The sequence below is a fragment of the Pseudomonas sp. RT6P73 genome, assembly GCF_054897715.1.
In genome coordinates this window covers 5,402,744-5,419,028 of the sequence record NZ_JBUBUV010000002.1, presented here as the reverse complement: position 1 = coordinate 5,419,028, position 16,285 = coordinate 5,402,744, and the positions used below count along the sequence as shown (strand labels likewise).

At 59.5% G+C, this 16,285-nt stretch carries 14 protein-coding genes; 2 read left to right on the top strand and 12 right to left on the bottom strand.

Annotated features, from left to right (window positions below):
* Positions 1–60 precede the first annotated feature (60 nt).
* The 12 genes from ACYZT6_RS25100 to ACYZT6_RS25045 all read right to left on the bottom strand — a co-directional run bounded on the left by ACYZT6_RS25100 (position 61) and on the right by ACYZT6_RS25045 (position 12,658).
* Entirely contained in the window at positions 61–417 is a 357-nt protein-coding gene (locus tag ACYZT6_RS25100; RefSeq protein WP_462029062.1) for a DUF6124 family protein, read from the bottom strand.
* A 560-nt stretch (positions 418–977) separates the two neighbouring features.
* Positions 978–1,622: a methionine ABC transporter permease gene (locus ACYZT6_RS25095; RefSeq protein WP_030128490.1), complete on the bottom strand. Its 645-nt coding sequence runs from the start codon at positions 1,620–1,622 to the stop codon at positions 978–980.
* A complete protein-coding gene (locus ACYZT6_RS25090; RefSeq protein WP_462029061.1) occupies positions 1,612–2,733 on the bottom strand; it encodes a methionine ABC transporter ATP-binding protein in 1,122 nt (373 codons plus the stop codon). Before ACYZT6_RS25090 ends, ACYZT6_RS25095 begins: the two co-directional genes overlap by 11 nt.
* 2 nt (positions 2,734–2,735) lie before the next feature.
* Positions 2,736–3,545 (bottom strand): MetQ/NlpA family ABC transporter substrate-binding protein, encoded by an 810-nt coding sequence (locus ACYZT6_RS25085; RefSeq protein WP_462029060.1) that lies wholly within the window; start codon positions 3,543–3,545, stop codon positions 2,736–2,738.
* Between the two features lie 143 nt (positions 3,546–3,688).
* The gene (locus ACYZT6_RS25080; RefSeq protein WP_462029059.1) at positions 3,689–5,047 is read right to left on the bottom strand and encodes an LLM class flavin-dependent oxidoreductase; all 1,359 of its coding nucleotides are present in this window, start codon (positions 5,045–5,047) and stop codon (positions 3,689–3,691) included.
* On the bottom strand, positions 5,047–6,240 hold the full coding sequence (locus ACYZT6_RS25075) for an SfnB family sulfur acquisition oxidoreductase (RefSeq protein WP_462029058.1): 1,194 nt from the start codon (positions 6,238–6,240) through the stop codon (positions 5,047–5,049). The genes ACYZT6_RS25080 and ACYZT6_RS25075 overlap by 1 nt, the downstream gene beginning before the upstream one ends.
* A 38-nt stretch (positions 6,241–6,278) precedes the next feature.
* Positions 6,279–7,520 carry an SfnB family sulfur acquisition oxidoreductase gene (locus ACYZT6_RS25070; protein WP_462029057.1) on the bottom strand — a complete coding sequence of 414 codons (1,242 nt, stop codon included), beginning with the start codon at positions 7,518–7,520 and terminating at the stop codon, positions 6,279–6,281.
* A 315-nt stretch (positions 7,521–7,835) separates the two neighbouring features.
* Positions 7,836–8,600 carry a hypothetical protein gene (locus tag ACYZT6_RS25065; RefSeq protein ID WP_462029056.1) on the bottom strand — a complete coding sequence of 255 codons (765 nt, stop codon included), beginning with the start codon at positions 8,598–8,600 and terminating at the stop codon, positions 7,836–7,838.
* A gap of 490 nt (positions 8,601–9,090) precedes the next feature.
* Positions 9,091–9,846, bottom strand: coding sequence for an L-cystine ABC transporter ATP-binding protein TcyN (gene tcyN / locus ACYZT6_RS25060; RefSeq protein WP_462029055.1), 756 nt, complete (start codon positions 9,844–9,846; stop codon positions 9,091–9,093).
* Between the two features lie 4 nt (positions 9,847–9,850).
* Positions 9,851–10,516, bottom strand: coding sequence for a cystine ABC transporter permease (tcyL, locus tag ACYZT6_RS25055; protein WP_462029054.1), 666 nt, complete (start codon positions 10,514–10,516; stop codon positions 9,851–9,853).
* Positions 10,516–11,316: a cystine ABC transporter substrate-binding protein gene (gene tcyJ / locus ACYZT6_RS25050; protein ID WP_010464802.1), complete on the bottom strand. Its 801-nt coding sequence runs from the start codon at positions 11,314–11,316 to the stop codon at positions 10,516–10,518. The genes tcyL and tcyJ overlap by 1 nt, the downstream gene beginning before the upstream one ends.
* Before the next feature lie 349 nt (positions 11,317–11,665).
* Positions 11,666–12,658: a D-cysteine desulfhydrase gene (locus ACYZT6_RS25045; protein WP_462029053.1), complete on the bottom strand. Its 993-nt coding sequence runs from the start codon at positions 12,656–12,658 to the stop codon at positions 11,666–11,668.
* Between the two features lie 190 nt (positions 12,659–12,848).
* Here ACYZT6_RS25045 and epsC point away from each other — a divergent pair, with 190 nt between their 5' ends.
* On the top strand, positions 12,849–13,775 hold the full coding sequence (gene epsC / locus ACYZT6_RS25040; protein ID WP_462029052.1) for a serine O-acetyltransferase EpsC: 927 nt from the start codon (positions 12,849–12,851) through the stop codon (positions 13,773–13,775).
* A 539-nt stretch (positions 13,776–14,314) separates the two neighbouring features.
* Positions 14,315–16,270, top strand: coding sequence for a choline transporter BetT (betT, locus tag ACYZT6_RS25035; protein ID WP_461959415.1), 1,956 nt, complete (start codon positions 14,315–14,317; stop codon positions 16,268–16,270).
* Positions 16,271–16,285 lie beyond the last annotated feature (15 nt).

The window sequence follows — 16,285 nt, the reverse complement described above, 5'->3', positions numbered from 1 at the left end:
CCCGGTCAACTGTAGGAGCGAGGCTTGCCCGCGAAGGCACTTTCACTGACGACAGATAACTCAGCCCTGCTTCATCCCCAGGCAATCAATGGAACGATCAACCATGGCTTTGGCAATCTCCAGCAAATGCCAAATGGAGAACACCATGGCCCGGTCCGCCCCTTTCAGGTGATCGCCACACTGATACGCCGTGACCGAGGCGCAACGCAGCAGGTCCGCGACGTAGAGTTGGGTGTCTTCGAAACTCACATCTTCGCTGACGTTGTAGAACCGCAGTTCATCGGGTGCCGAAGGCTGTTCTCCGGTGAGGTAGAAATCGATTGCACGATAAAGAGCGGAACGGTCTCTTGGCGGGTCGTCGGAGGGTTTGCCTTGGGTGGATGTTTCGGGAGGTGGATCGGGGACGGATCTTTTCATCGGTGTTGCTCCTATTGCTGCAGGGGAGCTGACACCTTCGCCTACTAAGCGGTGGGTGGCAGCTGTGCGCAGGTAGTAGGCCGGTCAATAGGAAAACCGGTGCACCCGAGAGTGCCCCACGCACAGCCACCATTTTCTGCACGCGGCAAGAAACACCGGGCATGAGCATGGAACCGCCATACGCCTATTGTTCCGGGCTACTAGACCCGATCACTGATGAGCAGTGACGGACGGAGACTAGCCACCGGAATTGGCAGGCGCAAGCGGGCAGAATGATCTAGGAAATGTCCTGCAAATGAAAGGGATCAAGCCTGTAGGCACACTGATTTTCCTGTGGGAAATGTTCCCCTTTGGCGAGGGGGATTGTCCTGATGCCAGTCAGCTAAGCCGCGCTGCAATTTTGTAGCAGCTGGCGAAGCCTGCGTTCGGCTGCGAAGCAGTCGTAAATCCTGCCTGCACGGTCTTCCTGAAACACCGCGGACTCTGATTTCACGACTGCTTCGCAGCCGAACGCAGGCTTCGCCAGCTGCTACAGGTGCGTGTCGCGGCGGCCATCTCGTTTAGCGCTTGTTCAGACCCCGCGCCAACCGATCCCCACCCAACTGAATCACCGCCACCAACACCACCAGCAACACAATCACCGTCAACATGATCTGGCTATCAAACCGCTGATAACCGTACCGATACGCAATGTCCCCCAACCCGCCCGCCCCAATCGCCCCGGCCATGGCCGATGAGTTGATCATGGTCACCAGCGTAATCGTGAAACCACCGACAATCCCCGGCAGCGCCTCAGGCAACAGCACATGCCATACGATGTGCCAGCGCCGGCAACCCATCGCTTGCGCCGCTTCGATCAAGCCGTGATCGACCTCGCGCAAACTGACTTCGGCGATGCGCGCGAAGAACGGCGTGGCCGCAATCGTCAGCGGCACCACGGCGGCCCAGACACCGTAAGTGGTGCCAACGATCAACCGGGTAAACGGAATCAGCGCCACCATCAAAATCAGAAACGGAATCGAGCGGAACAGGTTCACGAAGGCGCCCAGTGCGCGGTTCAGCGCCGGTGCTTCGTAGATGCCGCCCTTGGAACTGGTGACCAGAATCACCGCCAACGGAATGCCCGCCAGCAGCGCAATCAGCGAAGACACGCCAACCATCAAGAACGTGTCGATGAAGCCTTGCAGCAAGCGATCAAACCACATAACCCAATACCTCCGCCTGTTGCGCCCAGTGGCCGGCACGCTGACGCAATTCTTCAGCGCCGAGCGACGAGCCGGTCACCGCCAGCAGCAATTGCCCCAGCGCGTGGCCCTGAATCCGTTCAACACCACCTTGCAGCAAGCGCACGCGGCCACCGAGAGCGTTGAACAGCGCCGCCAAATCTGGCTCATCCGTGGCGCTGCCGGTGAATTGCAAACGCAATACCACCGCTGCGTCAGAGGACGGAGGTTGCGGGCGCAAGCGGTTCTGCAGTTCCTCCGGCAGAGCGTGTTGCAGCGGCGCGAGCAAGGTCTTGCTGACCTCATGCTGCGGGTTGCCGAACACTTTCCACACCGGCCCTTGCTCGACAATCTGCCCGTGTTCCAGCACCACGACCCGATCGCAGATATCGCGGATCACCGCCATCTCGTGGGTGATCAGCACAATGGTCAAACCCAGGCGCTGATTGATCTCGCGCAGCAGGCCGAGAATCGATTGCGTGGTCTCCGGGTCCAGCGCTGAAGTGGCTTCGTCGCACAGCAGGATTTCCGGGTCGTGCACCAAGGCGCGGGCGATGCCGACGCGTTGTTTCTGCCCGCCGGACAGCTGCGCCGGATAGGCCTTGTACTTGCCTTGCAGGCCCACCAGTTCCAGCAGTTCACGGACTTTCTCTTCGCGTTTTTCCTTGGGCACACCGGCGACTTTCAGCGGCAACTCGACGTTCTGCCAAACCGTCTTGGCCGACATCAGGTTGAAGTGCTGGAAGATCATGCCGATCCGTCGGCGCAGTGCGACCAGGCGGTCTTCATCGAACTCGCCGATGTCCACTTGATCGATCAAAACCCGCCCGGTACTCGGTTGTTCGAGACGATTGATGGTGCGGATCAGCGACGACTTGCCGGCACCGCTGCGACCGATGATGCCGAACACCTCGCCGCGCTGGATCGCCAGGTCGATGCCGTGCAGCGCCGCCACCGGACCTTGCTGGCCGGTGTAGGTTTTGCCCAGACCAATGAAGCGCACATGAGCACGGTTAAGGGTCGGATGCAGTTCAGTGTGTATCGCGTTGTGGGGCTCTGGAATTTCCAGTCGCAGTTGGGTGGCAGCCGTCATTCTCAGCTTTCCCAACCGGCTTGATAGAGCTTGCCGTGGGCTTTATCCAGCGCGGCACGAACGGCCGGCGAGTGCTGATAGATATCGACGAATTTGATCAGGCGGGGGTCGGTTTTGCTTTTCGGCTGGATCACGAACTGGATCACGTATTCCTTGTGATCGAGGCCGTCGAACAGCAGGGCCGAACCGGCATCGAAGGTCTTCGACAAGCGGATGTAGGCCGGGTAGCCCTGCACCAGATCGGCGTCGTCATAGGCGCGCACCAGTTGCACGGCTTCGACCTGAAGGATTTTGATTTTCTTCGGGTTGGCGATGATGTCTTCTTCGGTGGCCTTGTAGCCGACACCCGGTTTGAGGGTGATCAGCCCGGCCTTGGCCAGCAGTTGCAGGCCACGACCGCTGTTGATCGGGTCGTTGGCGATCGCGACGCTGGCGCCTTGCGGCAACTCGTCGAAGCTTTTGTATTTCTTCGAGTAGAGGCCGACGTTGTTGATGATCCCCGGTGCGAACGGCACCAGGTCAAAACCGGCGGCGGCTTTGGCATTTTCCAGGAACGGGACGTGCTGGAAGTAGTTCACATCGATGTCGCCAGCCGCGAGGCTGACGTTGGGGGCGATCCAGTCGCTGAACTCCACCAGGTCGACTTGCAGGCCTTGTTTTTTAGCTTCCTCGACGGCGGCCTCCAGTGGAATGGCGAAGGCGGCGGTGGTGCCAACCTTCAACGGCGCGTCGGCGGCGAAGGTGATGGAGCTAAAGAAGCCGAGGGCCAGGGCCAGTGCTTTGACTGGGTGGGAGAGATAGTGCTTTTTCATGATGGGTTTTCCAGTCAGTGCATAAATTTTTGGGTGTTTGGGCGGGCCTCTTCGCGGGCAAGCCTCGCTCCTACAGGTATTGGTCGTTCACAAATGACCGGTACGCTCTGAACCTGTAGGAGCGAGGCTTGCCCGCGAAGCTTTTAGCGGCGGTAGGCTGAGCCCGTGTGTTGCTCCGGCAAGTGTGCTTCACCGTTGAACAGCTTTTCCCGCAGGCTGCCGTGGTCATAAGCCGTCTTGTACGACCCACGTCGCTGCAGCTCCGGGATCACCAGCTCAATGAAATCCACATAGCTTTCCGGCGTGACAATCCGTGTCAGGTTGAAGCCATCCAGCCCTGTCTCGGCGATCCACGATTCCAGTTCGTCCGCCACTTGCTCAGGCGAACCCACCACCGTGATGTAGCGGCCGCCGAGGGCGTGTTGCTCGAGCAATTTGCGTCGGGTCCAGTCGTTGTTTTGCAGGTTTTTGGTCGCCGACTGGATCGCGTTGCTTTTCACGTACTGGATCGGTTCGTCGATCTCGTACTCGGAAAAATCAATCCCGGTCGACGCCGAAAAATGCGCGACTCCGGCCTCGGCACTGGCATAGCTCAGGTACTCGGCATGCTTGACCCAAGCCAACTCCTCAGTGGCGCCGACAATCACGTTCAAACCCATGAACACCTTAATGTCCTCGGGATTACGCCCGGCTTCAACCGCGCTGGCGCGGACCTTATCCACCTGAACCCTGGTCGACGGTTTGTTCTGCCCACTGATGAATACGCACTCGGCATGGCGCCCGGCGAACAGCAAACCGCGATCGGAGCTGCCAGCCTGGAACAGCACCGGCGTGCGCTGCGGCGACGGTTCGCAAAGGTGATAACCCTCGACCTGATAGAACTCGCCTTTGTGCTCGACCTTGTGCACTTTCGCAGGTAAGGCGTAGATCCGTTGCTGCGGATCGTTGAGCACCGCGCCGTTTTCCCAGCTGCCTTCCCAGAGTTTGTAGAGCACTTCGAGGTATTCATCGGCCTGATCGTAACGGCGGTCGTGTTCGACCTGTTCGCTCAGGCCCATGGCTTTGGCGGCGCTGTCGAGGTAGCCGGTGACGATGTTCCAGCCGACCCGGCCGCGGCTCAGGTGATCGAGTGTCGACATGCGTCGGGCGAACAGATACGGCGGCTCGTACGTCAGGTTGGCGGTGAGGCCGAAGCCGAGGTTTTTCGTCACCGCTGCCATGGCCGAAACCAGCAACAACGGGTCGTTGACGGGTAGCTGGATCGACTCTTTCAGCGGCACGTCGACGGAGTTTTGGTAGACGTCGTACACGCCGACGATGTCAGCGATGAACAGACCGTCGAACAATCCGCGCTCCAGCAACTGCGCCAGTTCGGTCCAGTATTCGATGGTTTTGTATTGGGTGGAGGTGTCCCGTGGATGCGTCCACAGGCCATGGTTGATGTGCCCGATGCAGTTCATGTTGAATGCGTTGAGCAGGATCTTCTTTTTGGCGTCGGCCATCAGATGGTCCCTCGCAACGGAGGGTTTTCATCGTTGAGGTAGTAATTGCCGACGGCGTGATATTTCCAGCGCACCGGGTCATGCAGCGTGTGCACCCGTGCGTTGCGCCAGTGGCGGTCGAGGCCGTGTTCGATCAGTGTTGCCTGGCTGCCGGCCAGTTCAAACAGCGTGCTGCCGGCGGCGAGGGAAATGTCGGTGCTGATGGCGCGGGCTTCGGCGACGGCAATCGAGGCGGCGGCGACCGTCTCGGCGTTGGGGTTGGCCTGGGCCTTGTCGAGGAATTCGCCGGAGCGTTCCAACAGTGCTTCAGCCGCGTGCAAACGAATGCTCAGGTGGCCGAAACTCTTGAGGGTCAGCGGGTCGTCAGTGGCTTTTTCATGGGTGGCGTCGATCCACGGCCGGGTTTTGGTGCGCACGAAGTGCAGCGCATCTTCGTAAGCGGCGCGGGCGATGCCGGTGTCGATGGCAGCGTGAAGAATCTGCGCCAACGGGCCGACAGTGGTCGGGCGCTCGAAGGCACTTTGAAACGGGATGACATCTTCGGCGGCGACGTAGACGTCTTCGAACACCACCGAACCGCTGCCGGTGGTGCGCTGGCCGAAACCGCTCCAGTCGTCGATGACGGTCAGGCCTTTGCTGTTGTGGGGGACGAACGCCAGTTGCTGCACGCCATTTTCATCCACGACCGAGGTCGGAATGCGTTGCGCATAGATCGCGCCGGTCGCGTAGAACTTGCGACCGTTGATGCGATATCCGTCACCGTCGCGTGTCAGGCTGGTGACGCGGTCGTGAGCGGTTTTGGTGCCCAGTTCTGCCAAGGCATTGCCGAAGCGCTGGCCGGCGAGCACTTCGGCGTACAGGCGTTTTTTCTGCGCTTCGCTGCCGTTCACGCGCAGCACTTCGAGCGCATAGAAATGGTTCTGCGGGATCTGTCCGAGCGAGCCGTCAGCCTGGGCAATCAATGCGATCACCTTGGCCAGGGTGACGTTGGAAACGCCAGAGCCGCCGTACTCTTTGGGCACGCTGATGCCCCAGAGACCCGAGCGGGAAAACACTTCCAGCTCCGGGTGCGGCAGACGGCGTTCGCGGTCGCGCAGGGCGCTGTCGCGTTTGAAATCTTCAGCCAGATCGGTCGCGACGATCAGGGCTTGCTCATCGCTGGTTATGACCGCGACGTGGTGAGAAAGAGTCATGTGTTTCTCCAGAGATCTGGTCAAAAGTGTTCTGGTCGTTAGATCCAGGAGTGGCGAGCGGGCAAAGTGCCGTTCAAGTGATAAGTCCCGACCGCGTGATACTTCCAGCGCACCGGGTCGTGCAGCGTGTGCACGCGGGCGTTGCGCCAGTGGCGGTCGAGGTTGAATTCGGCGAGGGTCGCGCGGCTGCCGGCCAGTTCGAAGAGCTTTTCGCTGGCGAGCAGCGAGATCTCGGTGGTCAGCACTTTCGCTTCAGCCACGGCAATCGAGGCGCGGGCGGCGGACTCGGCCGTGAGTGGCGCGGCGTTGACCTGATCCAGCACTTGTCCTGCCTTGCGCAGCAGCGCTTCGGCGGCATGCAACTCGATTTTCAACTTGCCGATGTCGGCGATCACATACAGGTCATCGCTGGCCCGCTCGACCTTGGCGTCGATCCACGGCCGGGCGCGGGTTTTCACAAACTCGATGGCGTCATCGATGGCGCCGCGAGCGATGCCGGCGTCGATGGCCGCTTGAATCAGTTGCGACACGGCGCCCTGGGTGTTCGGGCTGTCGTTGATCTTCCAGTTGTCCACCACCAGTTCGGCGTCGACTCGCACGTTGTTCAGCAAAATCGTGCCACTGGCGGTGGTGCGCTGGCCGAAGCCCGACCAGTCATCAACGATGCGCAGGCCCGGCGTGCCGCGACGGACGAAGGCCAGCACTTGCTTGCCGTCGTCGTTCAGCGCTTTGACCGCCACCCAATGGGCGAACAGTGCGCCGGTGGAGTAAAACTTCTGCCCGCTAATGACAAAGCCGTCGCCGTCGGCGGTGATCCGTGCCTTGAGTTCGAGGGTGTTTTTGGTGCCGCGTTCCGGCCCGGCATTGCCGATCCGCCAACCTTCGAGCACGCTTTTGAACAGCTGTTTTTTCTGCGATTCCGTGGCGCTGCCGAGCACCAGATTGAGGATGCCGAACTGGTTCTGCGGGATCTGTCCCAGCGCCGGGTCCGCTGCGGAAATGATCGCGAAGACTTCGGCGAGGGTGACGAACGAAACCTGCGGGCCACCGTACTCACGGGGGATGGCAATGCTGCCTAATCCGCTGCGAGTGAACTGTTCGATTTCCGACCATGGCAACTTGCGCTGCCGGTCACGTTTGGCTGCTTGCAGGCGGGCGACTTGCGCCAGCTCATGGGCGGCCTTGATGGCTTGTGCGTCGTTGCGCAAGACCTGCGCGGGCAACAACAACGGGGCGATGTCCAGATCACTCTGAACGATTGCATCTGCCAGACTGGACATCAGTGCCGCTCCTTGGCTGCACGCAATGCCCTGGCGATCTGCACTGGGGTGATTGTGTTCCGGACCATACCTACCTCACATCTCATGGAGTCGCCGCGATGGAGGCGGCGAACGAAAATCAAGAATGTCCGGTGGTCCGGTGCATATACCCTAAGCGTGTATAAAAAATTAATAAACTAACTTTTAGGAATATACATAGAAGGGCGCTGCTTTCCCCTGTAGGAGCGAGGCTTGCCCGCGAAGGCGTCAGTTCTGACGCACCGCGTTATCGTTCTTCGCGAGCAAGCTTCGCTCCTACAGTTGGACTCAGGGATCTCAACGTTTGCGGGTTTCGGCGGCCATGAGCAGCTCTTTGGGCCGGGCCTTCAGGTACGGATTGTTGCAACCGATCTTCAACCTGCGCGGCGGTGCCCAGCCGGAGTTGTTGCCCACTCGATCGAGGATGCAGTAAGTCACTTCCAGCCGAAGGTCTTCGCCGGCTTCGAGGATGATCGCCGGCGGCACCCAGACCTGAATCGGCTGGCCCACCTCGCCAGCCTTGAGCGGCGGCAGGTCCATGCGCACATCACCCCAGCGCAGGGTGATTTCGTCGTCGACGGCCATGTTCAGATAAGGCTCGATGGTCAACGGCACTCCGCGTTTGATCTGATTCGGATTGACCCCTTGGCGGCGAATGGTTTCGGGGAGACCCACCGGTGCCAGGTGCTCGTTTTCGTGACCGCACAACGTGATCGGCTGGCCGCCCGGGCAATCGAGCTTGATCTGTACCCGGGTGGCGAGGGACAGCGCCGGCCCTTGTCCGACCTGCATGACGCGGTAGTGAATGCAGGAGGCGCCATTGGCGATGAAGCTTTGCGGCACACGCAGGCTGACGACTTCGCCGACATCATCGGCCGTGAGGACGCGGGAGGCGACGTAGCAGTTGTCCCAGAACAGTTCGATCAGGTCGCCTTCGTCCATGCCGGGGTAGGGTGCCACGTCGATCAGCAGATGGGCCGCCGACGTGACATTGATGCCGGTCTTGTGAGATTGCGCCAGGGTAGGGGCCGCAAGTCCGGATTTATTCGAGGTGCTTGTCATGGGTTTCTCCTTGAAGCCTTGCAGCGAAGTCCGTTTCTGAAAGAGCAAAAGGCGTGAATTACCGAGCAACAAAGTTGATCACTATTTGCAAGTTTAAATAATGACTTGGAACGATGGCTGACGCCTGCTGGCGACTAGATAAGAGTGCGCTTGAATAGGTGTCAATAGAACTGGCTAGTTAAGTAGTGCATTCAGTGTTATTCAGAAAAATCCTACGCGTTGAAGTTAATAAACCGCATCGCTCTGTCGAATTTGGCCGCGTATTTATCGATTTTCATGGGTGGGTGGCGGCGACCGTGTGCTCAGTGAGGGCGGTAGATTTGGTAAATTTTAAGCGAGGTAAATCTGTTGCAGGACATATATATGTACCGCACGCAGCGGTAGAAAATAATCCATTGTTCGAATAAGCGAGGAGAGAGTATCGGGAGACTTTCGTAGCGGGGATAGTTGTTACTTCCATCCGTGGAAGTTAACAAATAATGCAGCGATATTAGTGGTTGGCGTTATTCAGAAACTTGCTGAGAAACTGTTTCGTGCGCTCTTCTTTCGGGTTGGCAAACAGCGCCTTGGCTTCGCCTTGTTCGACGATCACACCTTTGTCGAAAAACACCACACGGTTGGCCACGTCCCGGGCAAAGCCCATTTCGTGGGTGACGATGACCATGGTGCGCTTCTCTTCGGCCAGGCTGCGGATGGTCGCCAGCACTTCACCGACCAACTCCGGATCGAGCGCCGAGGTCGGTTCATCAAACAGGATCACTTCCGGTTCCATCGCCAGTGCACGGGCAATCGCCACACGCTGTTGCTGACCACCGGAAAGGCGTCGCGGGTAAGCGTCTTCCTTGCCCGCCAGGCCAACCCTGTCCAAGAGCTTTTTACCCAGGGCAACGGCTTCGGCGTGCGGGATCTTCTTCACGATGATCGGGCCTTCGATGACGTTTTCCAGGGCGGTGCGATGGGGGAACAGGTTGAAGCTCTGGAACACGAAGCCGACGTGCTGGCGCAAGCGCCGCACCAGGCTCTGCTGCTGGTTCAACGGGCGGCTGCCATCGATCTCGATGTCACCGACCTTGATCCGGCCGCTGGTGGGTTCTTCCAGAAAATTCAGGCATCGCAGGAAGGTGGTTTTACCCGAGCCGCTAGGCCCGATGATCGCTACCACCTCGCCTTCCTTCACTTCCAGATCGATGCCGTTGAGCACCACTTGACCCTTGAACTGCTTTGTCAGTTTTTCCACGACAATCATTGGGTCAGGACTCCTGATCGTGCCGATTGACCCGCTCTTCCAACTTGTTCTGCAGGTGCGAGAGCACCGTGGCCAGAATCCAGTAGATCAGCGCGGCGGCAAGGTACATGGTGAACACTTCGAAGGTGCGTGCTGTGATCAGCTGCGCCTGGCGGAACAGCTCCGGCACCTGGATGGTGGCGGCCAGCGCGGTGTCCTTGACCAGCGAAATGAAGCTGTTGCCCAGCGGCGGCAATGCGGTGCGCATCGCTTGCGGGATGATGGCCCGTCGCAGGGTCTGCGCACGGGTCATGCCGATGCTGGCGGCAGCTTCCCACTGACCGCGCTCGATGGAGCTGATCGCGGAACGCAGGATTTCACAGGCGTAAGCGGCCATGTTCAGCGAGAAGCCGATCAGGGCCGCCGGCAGCGGATCGAGTTCCATGCCCAATTGCGGCAAGCCGTAATAGATCACGAACAGTTGCACCAGCAACGGCGTGCCGCGAAAGAACGACACGTAGATGCGGGCGATCCAGCTCACCAGCTTGAAGCGCGACAGGCGCATCAGTGCCAGGCCGAAGCCCAGCATGAGGCCGAAGAACATACCGCCCAGGCTCAAGATGACCGTGAAGTAGGCCCCCTTGAGCAGGAAGGGCAGGGAGTCCAGTGCGAGTTGGAAAGCTGCTTCCATTATTGAGTGACGTCAGCGCTGAAGTATTTCTCCGAAAGCTTTTTCAGCGTACCGTCGGCACGCAGCTTGTCGATGGCTTTGTTCACCGCAGCCAGCAACTCAGGCTCGCCTTTGCGCAGGGCAATACCGGCTTCCTGACGGGAGAACGCTTCGCCGGCGGCGGTAGTGTCCTTGGCCTTTTTAGCGTATTCGAGCGCGGCGAGGCGATCGATCAGAATGGCGTCGATGCGGCCGACACGCAGGTCCTGGAACTTGGTCGGATCATCGTCATAGGTCTTGATGATGGCTTTTGGTTGATTGTCCTTGAGCCACTGCTCGTAGTTGGTGCCCAGGCCTACACCGACTTTTTTGCCGGCCAGATCGGCGGCAGACTTGATGTTCAGCTCCGCAGCCTTCTTGGTCAGAACCAGCGCCTGAATCCCGGAAACGGTGTACGGCTCGGAGAAGTCATACTTCTTCTTGCGCTCTTCGGAGATGGTCACCTGGTTGATCACGGCGTCCAGGCGCTTGGATTCCAGGGCGGCGAGGATGCCGTCCCATTTGGTCGGTTGCAGTTTGACCTTCACGCCCAGCTCTTTGGCCAGGGCTTCGGAGAACTCGACTTCGAAACCGGCCAGTTTGCCGTCGGCGTCGACGAAGCTGAACGGTGGGTAAGTGCCTTCCAGACCGACGTTGATCACGCCCGCGTCTTTGATTTTTTGCAGCTGCTCACCGGCAACCGCTTGCCCCAGCAGACCGGCGCTCAGCGCCAGGCCCAGCGAACCGACCAGCAGATTTCGACGTAGTGCGGAAAAATTCATGACAAGCCCCTGTGTTTTCTTATGAAGACGCTTTTAGGAATGTTGGCAAAATCGGGATTTGGACGACTGCAATATCCTGCCCTAAAGCAGCGTATGCGTCTCGCTGCAAATTCGCCTGCGGCGTGACTATATGATGGTGTCTTTAGATAGGAAAATAATAAATATTCAGTTTGTTGTTCTTTAATGGAATATCAGGCTGATGCAATTCCCTGTGGCGAGGGAGCTTGCTCCCGCTCGGCTGCGCAGCAGTCGTAAACCCAGTCACCGCGATTCAAATGAAACACTGCGTCGCAGCTTTGGGGTGCTTCGCACCCAGCGGGAGCAAGCTCCCTCGCCACAGGACTATCGCCTACAGGAAGTCTTTGTAGGCAAACAACGCCGGCGCCCCACCGGTGTGCAGGAAGATGATCGGGCCGTCGTTGAAGCGCTGGCGGCCGATGCCGTCGAGCAACCCGGCCATGGCCTTGCCGGTATACACCGGATCCAGCAACAAACCTTCCTGACCCGCCAGCAGCTTCACCGCCGAGAGCGTCCCGGCATTCGGCTCGCCATAGCGTGGACCGAAATATTCGTCCCACAGTTCGATCTTGAAACTCGCCGGCAGTTTCACGCCCAACAACTCGGCAGTGCGCTCGGCCAGGCCCTGGACTTTCGGCCGCTGATCTTCATCGCTACGGGAAACCGTGACACCAATCACTGGCAAATCCGGCAGTACTTCACTCAATGCCAGTGCCAAACCACTGTGGGTCCCGGCGCTGCCCGAGGCCAGCACCACGGCGGCAAACTCCAGGCCGGTGTCCTTGATCTGTTCGGCCAGTTCCAGCCCGGCGCGCACATAACCCAAGGCGCCCAGTGCATTGGAGCCACCAATCGGCACCAGGTACGGCTTCTTGCCGTTGTTGCGTAGACGATCGGCCAGGGCTTGCAGTTGCTCGTCGGCGTTGTCGAGGTTTTCCACCAGCTCGACCTTGGCATCGAACAGGTCGAGCAGCAGCCGATTACCGTTGCCGAGATAGTTGGGGTCGTCGGTGCCCAACGGGTTTTCCAGCAACGCAATACAACCCAGGCCAAGTTTGGCTGCAATGGCGGCGGTCTGACGCACGTGGTTGGACTGAAGCGCGCCAGCGGTGATCAACGTGTCGGCGCCCTGGGCCAAGGCATCGGCCGCCAGGTATTCGAGTTTGCGCAGCTTGTTGCCGCCCATGGCCAGCGGTGTCAAGTCATCACGTTTGACGTACACATCGCGGCCGAGCCAGGTCGACAGCCGTTCGAGTTTTTCAAGCGCGGTAGGGTGGCCGAGGAGATCGAGGCGGTCAAAACGGGCGAGCTGTTGTTTGATCATGGGTCCGTACTGGCGGAGAAAGATCTCAGGACTATAGGCACGGCTATAAATGTGGGCAACCGACAATCGCTTATATCTGAAAGTGTTGTACACAGCACAATTGGTTCTTAATTCGCCTTCAAGACCTTGCCGTAAAGTAATCGCCGTCAGTGCGGCCAGGCAGTCCGGCCGCCCGTGAGGAGTTTTTACCGTGAGCGAGCGTTCCAGCCATTGGCAATTGCAGACCATCGTCAGCCAACTGCGTACAGCCCGCGACCAGTGGCGCGCACAAAACGGCCGCGCCAGCGGCGAGCAGGGCGGTCGCGAGTTGCCTTCCCGAGCGGCCATGGCGGAGATCCTTGAAGCGCTGTGCGGTGCCCTGTTCCCGATGCGTCTGGGGCCGGTGGATTTGCGTGAGGAGAGTGAAGACTTCTACGTCGGCCACACGCTGGACGTCGCGTTGAATGCGTTGCTGGCGCAGGCGCGACTCGAACTGCGTTACGCCGCTCGCCACAGTGCCGAGGCCGACACCGAAGTCGAGGCCAAGACCATTTCGATCATTCAGGGCTTCGCCCTCGCACTGCCGGGGCTGCGCAGCTTGCTGGACACCGACGTGCTGGCGGCCTATCACGGCGACCCGGCGGCCCGTAGCGTCGATGAAGTGTTGCTGTGCTATCCGGGCATTCTGGCGGTGATTCACCATCGTCTGGCGCACCATTTGTACCGCGCGGGGCTGCCGCTGCTGGCACGGATCAGCGCGGAAATCGCCCACTCGGCCACCGGTATCGACATCCATCCAGGGGCGCAGATCGGTCGCAGCTTCTTCATTGATCACGGGACGGGTGTGGTGATCGGCGAGACGGCGATCATTGGTGAACGCGTGCGGATTTATCAGGCCGTGACGCTGGGCGCCAAGCGCTTCCCGTCGGATGAGGACGGGCAATTGCAGAAGGGCCATCCACGGCATCCGATTGTTGAGGATGATGTGGTGATCTATGCTGGCGCGACGATTTTGGGGCGGATCACTATTGGCAAGGGCTCGACCATTGGCGGCAACGTCTGGCTGACTCGCAGCGTGCCGGCCGGGTGCAACCTGACGCAGGCGAATTTGCAGCATGATGATGGGACGCAGAAATAAATCTCGAATTTTCGGCTGACTGAACTGGCCTCATCGCGAGCAGGCTCGCTCCCACAGTGGATGGGTGTTGGGCCACAGATTTGTGGACGACACTTATCCCTGTGGGAGCGAGCCTGCTCGCGATTGATTTCAAGCCGAACCCAAATAATGGCATTTAGATAATCTCCCTCTGAACGAATCCTCCAAATCCCCCGTCATACCCATCCTTGAGCTAGCGTAAAGGCACAAGATTTTGTGGCGAGGGAGCTTGCTCCCGCTCGGGTGCGAAGCAGCCGTACCTTTGCAAAAAACCGGGTGCCGCTGCGCGGCACAACGGGAGCAAGCTCCCTCGCCACAGAGTACCGCCGAGCCCTGCGATTAGTCCTTAGCACCCTATTCATGTTTAACTTGAACGCTCATTCAAGTTAAACCGCCGGTTTGCTGCCCGTTCACAACAGGAGGCTTGCCTTGCCGAGTCCGTTACTGATTGCCCAGTTTCATCCCTTCGAGGTGCACCTTTCATGAGTGCATCGTCCCTCCCTCCGAGCGGCCAGGTCCGCATGAATCCGCCGGTATTTTACTTCGCGGCGACCTTCATTCTGCTGTTCGGCATCGTCGTCATCGCCATGCCTGAACAGGCCGGCGCCTGGCTGCTGGAAGCGCAAAACTGGGCGGCCAATACGGTCGGCTGGTATTACATGCTCGCGATGACGCTGTATCTGGTCTTCGTGGTGGTCACCGCCTTGTCCGGCTACGGCAAGATCAAGCTCGGTGCCGACCACGACGAGCCCGAATTCAGTTACCTGTCCTGGGCCGGCATGCTGTTCGCCGCCGGGATTAGCATCACGCTGTTCTTTTTTTGCGTGTCCGAACCGCTGACCCACTTGGCGCAACCGCCGCAAGGCGAGGCCGGCACGGCGGATGCGGCGCGTCAGGCGATGCAGATTCTGTTTCTGCACTGGGGTTTGCATGGCTGGGGCGTGTTCGCTTTCGTCGGCATGGCCCTGGCCTATTTCGCCTATCGCCATAACCTGCCGCTGGCCTTGCGCTCGGCGCTCTATCCGCTGATTGGCAAGCGCATCAACGGCCCGATCGGTTACGCGGTGGACGGCTTTGGCATCATCGCCACCGTGTTCGGCCTCGGCGCCGACATGGGCTTCGGGGTGTTGCACCTCAACTCGGGTCTGGACTACCTGTTCGGCATCGCTCACACCCAGTGGATTCAGGTCGGGCTGATCACGCTGATGATGGGCGCGGCGATCATCGTGGCGGTGTCCGGCGTCGACAAAGGCGTGCGCGTGATGTCCGACATCAACATGCTGCTGGCCTGTGCGCTGCTGCTGTTTGTGTTGTTTGCCGGGCCGACGCAGCACTTGCTTAACACCTTGATCCAGAACATCGGCGACTACCTCGGTGCGTTGCCGATGAAGAGTTTCGACCTGTACGCCTACGACAAACCCAGCGACTGGCTGGGTGGCTGGACCGTGTTCTATTGGGCTTGGTGGATTGCGTGGTCGCCGTTCGTGGGTCTGTTCATCGCGCGGATTTCCCGTGGCCGGACCATCCGCGAATTCGTCTTCGGCGTGTTGCTGATTCCGCTCGGTTTCACCCTGGCGTGGATGTCGATCTTCGGCAACAGCGCCATCGACCAAGTGCTCAACCACGGCATGACTGCGCTCGGTATGTCGGCCATCGACAACCCGTCGATGACCCTCTACCTGCTGCTGGAAACCTACCCGTGGAGCAAAACCGTGATCGCGGTGACGGTGTTCATCAGCTTCGTGTTCTTCGTCACCTCGGCCGACTCCGGCACCGTGGTGCTGTCGACGTTGTCCGCCAAGGGCGGCAATCCGGATGAAGACGGGCCGAAATGGCTGCGGGTGTTCTGGGGCGCGATGACGGCGCTGGTGACCAGTGCGCTGCTGTTCTCCGGCAGTATTGATGCGCTGAAGTCAGCGGTGGTGCTCACTTCGTTGCCGTTCTCGCTGATCTTGCTGCTGATGATGTGGGGGCTGCACAAGGCGTTCTATCTGGAGTCGCAGAAGCAGATCGCGCAGCTGCATTCGCTGGCACCGGTGTCCGGTTCGCGGCGTGGTGGCTGGCGTCAACGCTTGACCCAGGCCGTGCATTTCCCGTCACGCGATGAGGTTTACCGCTTCCTCGATACGACGGTGCGCCCGGCGATTGAAGAAGTCTCGGCGGTGTTCGTCGAGAAGGGGTTGAACGTGGTCACTCAACCGGACCCGGCCAACGACAACGTCAGCCTGGAGATCGGTCACGGCGAGGAGCATCCGTTTATCTATCAGGTGCAGATGCGTGGCTACTTCACGCCATCGTTTGCCCGTGGCGGCATGGGTTCCAAGGAACTCAACAACCGTCGTTATTACCGGGCAGAAGTGCATTTGAGCGAGGGCAGTCAGGACTACGATCTGGTGGGCTACACCAAGGAGCAGATCATCAACGACATCCTTGATCAGTACGAACGGCATTTGCAGTTCTTGCATCTGGTGCGTTGATCGCCGGGGCGGTGC

Bases quoted from the DNA above. Each gene is read 5' to 3' on its own strand.
- ACYZT6_RS25070 (WP_462029057.1), bottom strand. From the start codon at position 7,520: ATGTCCAGTCTGGCAGATGCAATCGTTCAGAGTGATCTGGACATCGCC.
- ACYZT6_RS25085 (WP_462029060.1), bottom strand. From the start codon at position 3,545: ATGAAAAAGCACTATCTCTCCCACCCAGTCAAAGCACTGGCCCTGGCC.
- ACYZT6_RS25045 (WP_462029053.1), bottom strand. From the start codon at position 12,658: ATGATCAAACAACAGCTCGCCCGTTTTGACCGCCTCGATCTCCTCGGC.
- tcyN (WP_462029055.1), bottom strand. From the start codon at position 9,846: ATGATTGTCGTGGAAAAACTGACAAAGCAGTTCAAGGGTCAAGTGGTG.
- ACYZT6_RS25065 (WP_462029056.1), bottom strand. From the start codon at position 8,600: ATGACAAGCACCTCGAATAAATCCGGACTTGCGGCCCCTACCCTGGCG.
- tcyJ (WP_010464802.1), bottom strand. From the start codon at position 11,316: ATGAATTTTTCCGCACTACGTCGAAATCTGCTGGTCGGTTCGCTGGGC.
- ACYZT6_RS25090 (WP_462029061.1), bottom strand. From the start codon at position 2,733: ATGACGGCTGCCACCCAACTGCGACTGGAAATTCCAGAGCCCCACAAC.
- ACYZT6_RS25095 (WP_030128490.1), bottom strand. From the start codon at position 1,622: ATGTGGTTTGATCGCTTGCTGCAAGGCTTCATCGACACGTTCTTGATG.
- ACYZT6_RS25100 (WP_462029062.1), bottom strand. From the start codon at position 417: ATGAAAAGATCCGTCCCCGATCCACCTCCCGAAACATCCACCCAAGGC.
- betT (WP_461959415.1), top strand. From the start codon at position 14,315: ATGAATCCGCCGGTATTTTACTTCGCGGCGACCTTCATTCTGCTGTTC.
- tcyL (WP_462029054.1), bottom strand. From the start codon at position 10,516: ATGGAAGCAGCTTTCCAACTCGCACTGGACTCCCTGCCCTTCCTGCTC.
- ACYZT6_RS25075 (WP_462029058.1), bottom strand. From the start codon at position 6,240: ATGACTCTTTCTCACCACGTCGCGGTCATAACCAGCGATGAGCAAGCC.
- ACYZT6_RS25080 (WP_462029059.1), bottom strand. From the start codon at position 5,047: ATGGCCGACGCCAAAAAGAAGATCCTGCTCAACGCATTCAACATGAAC.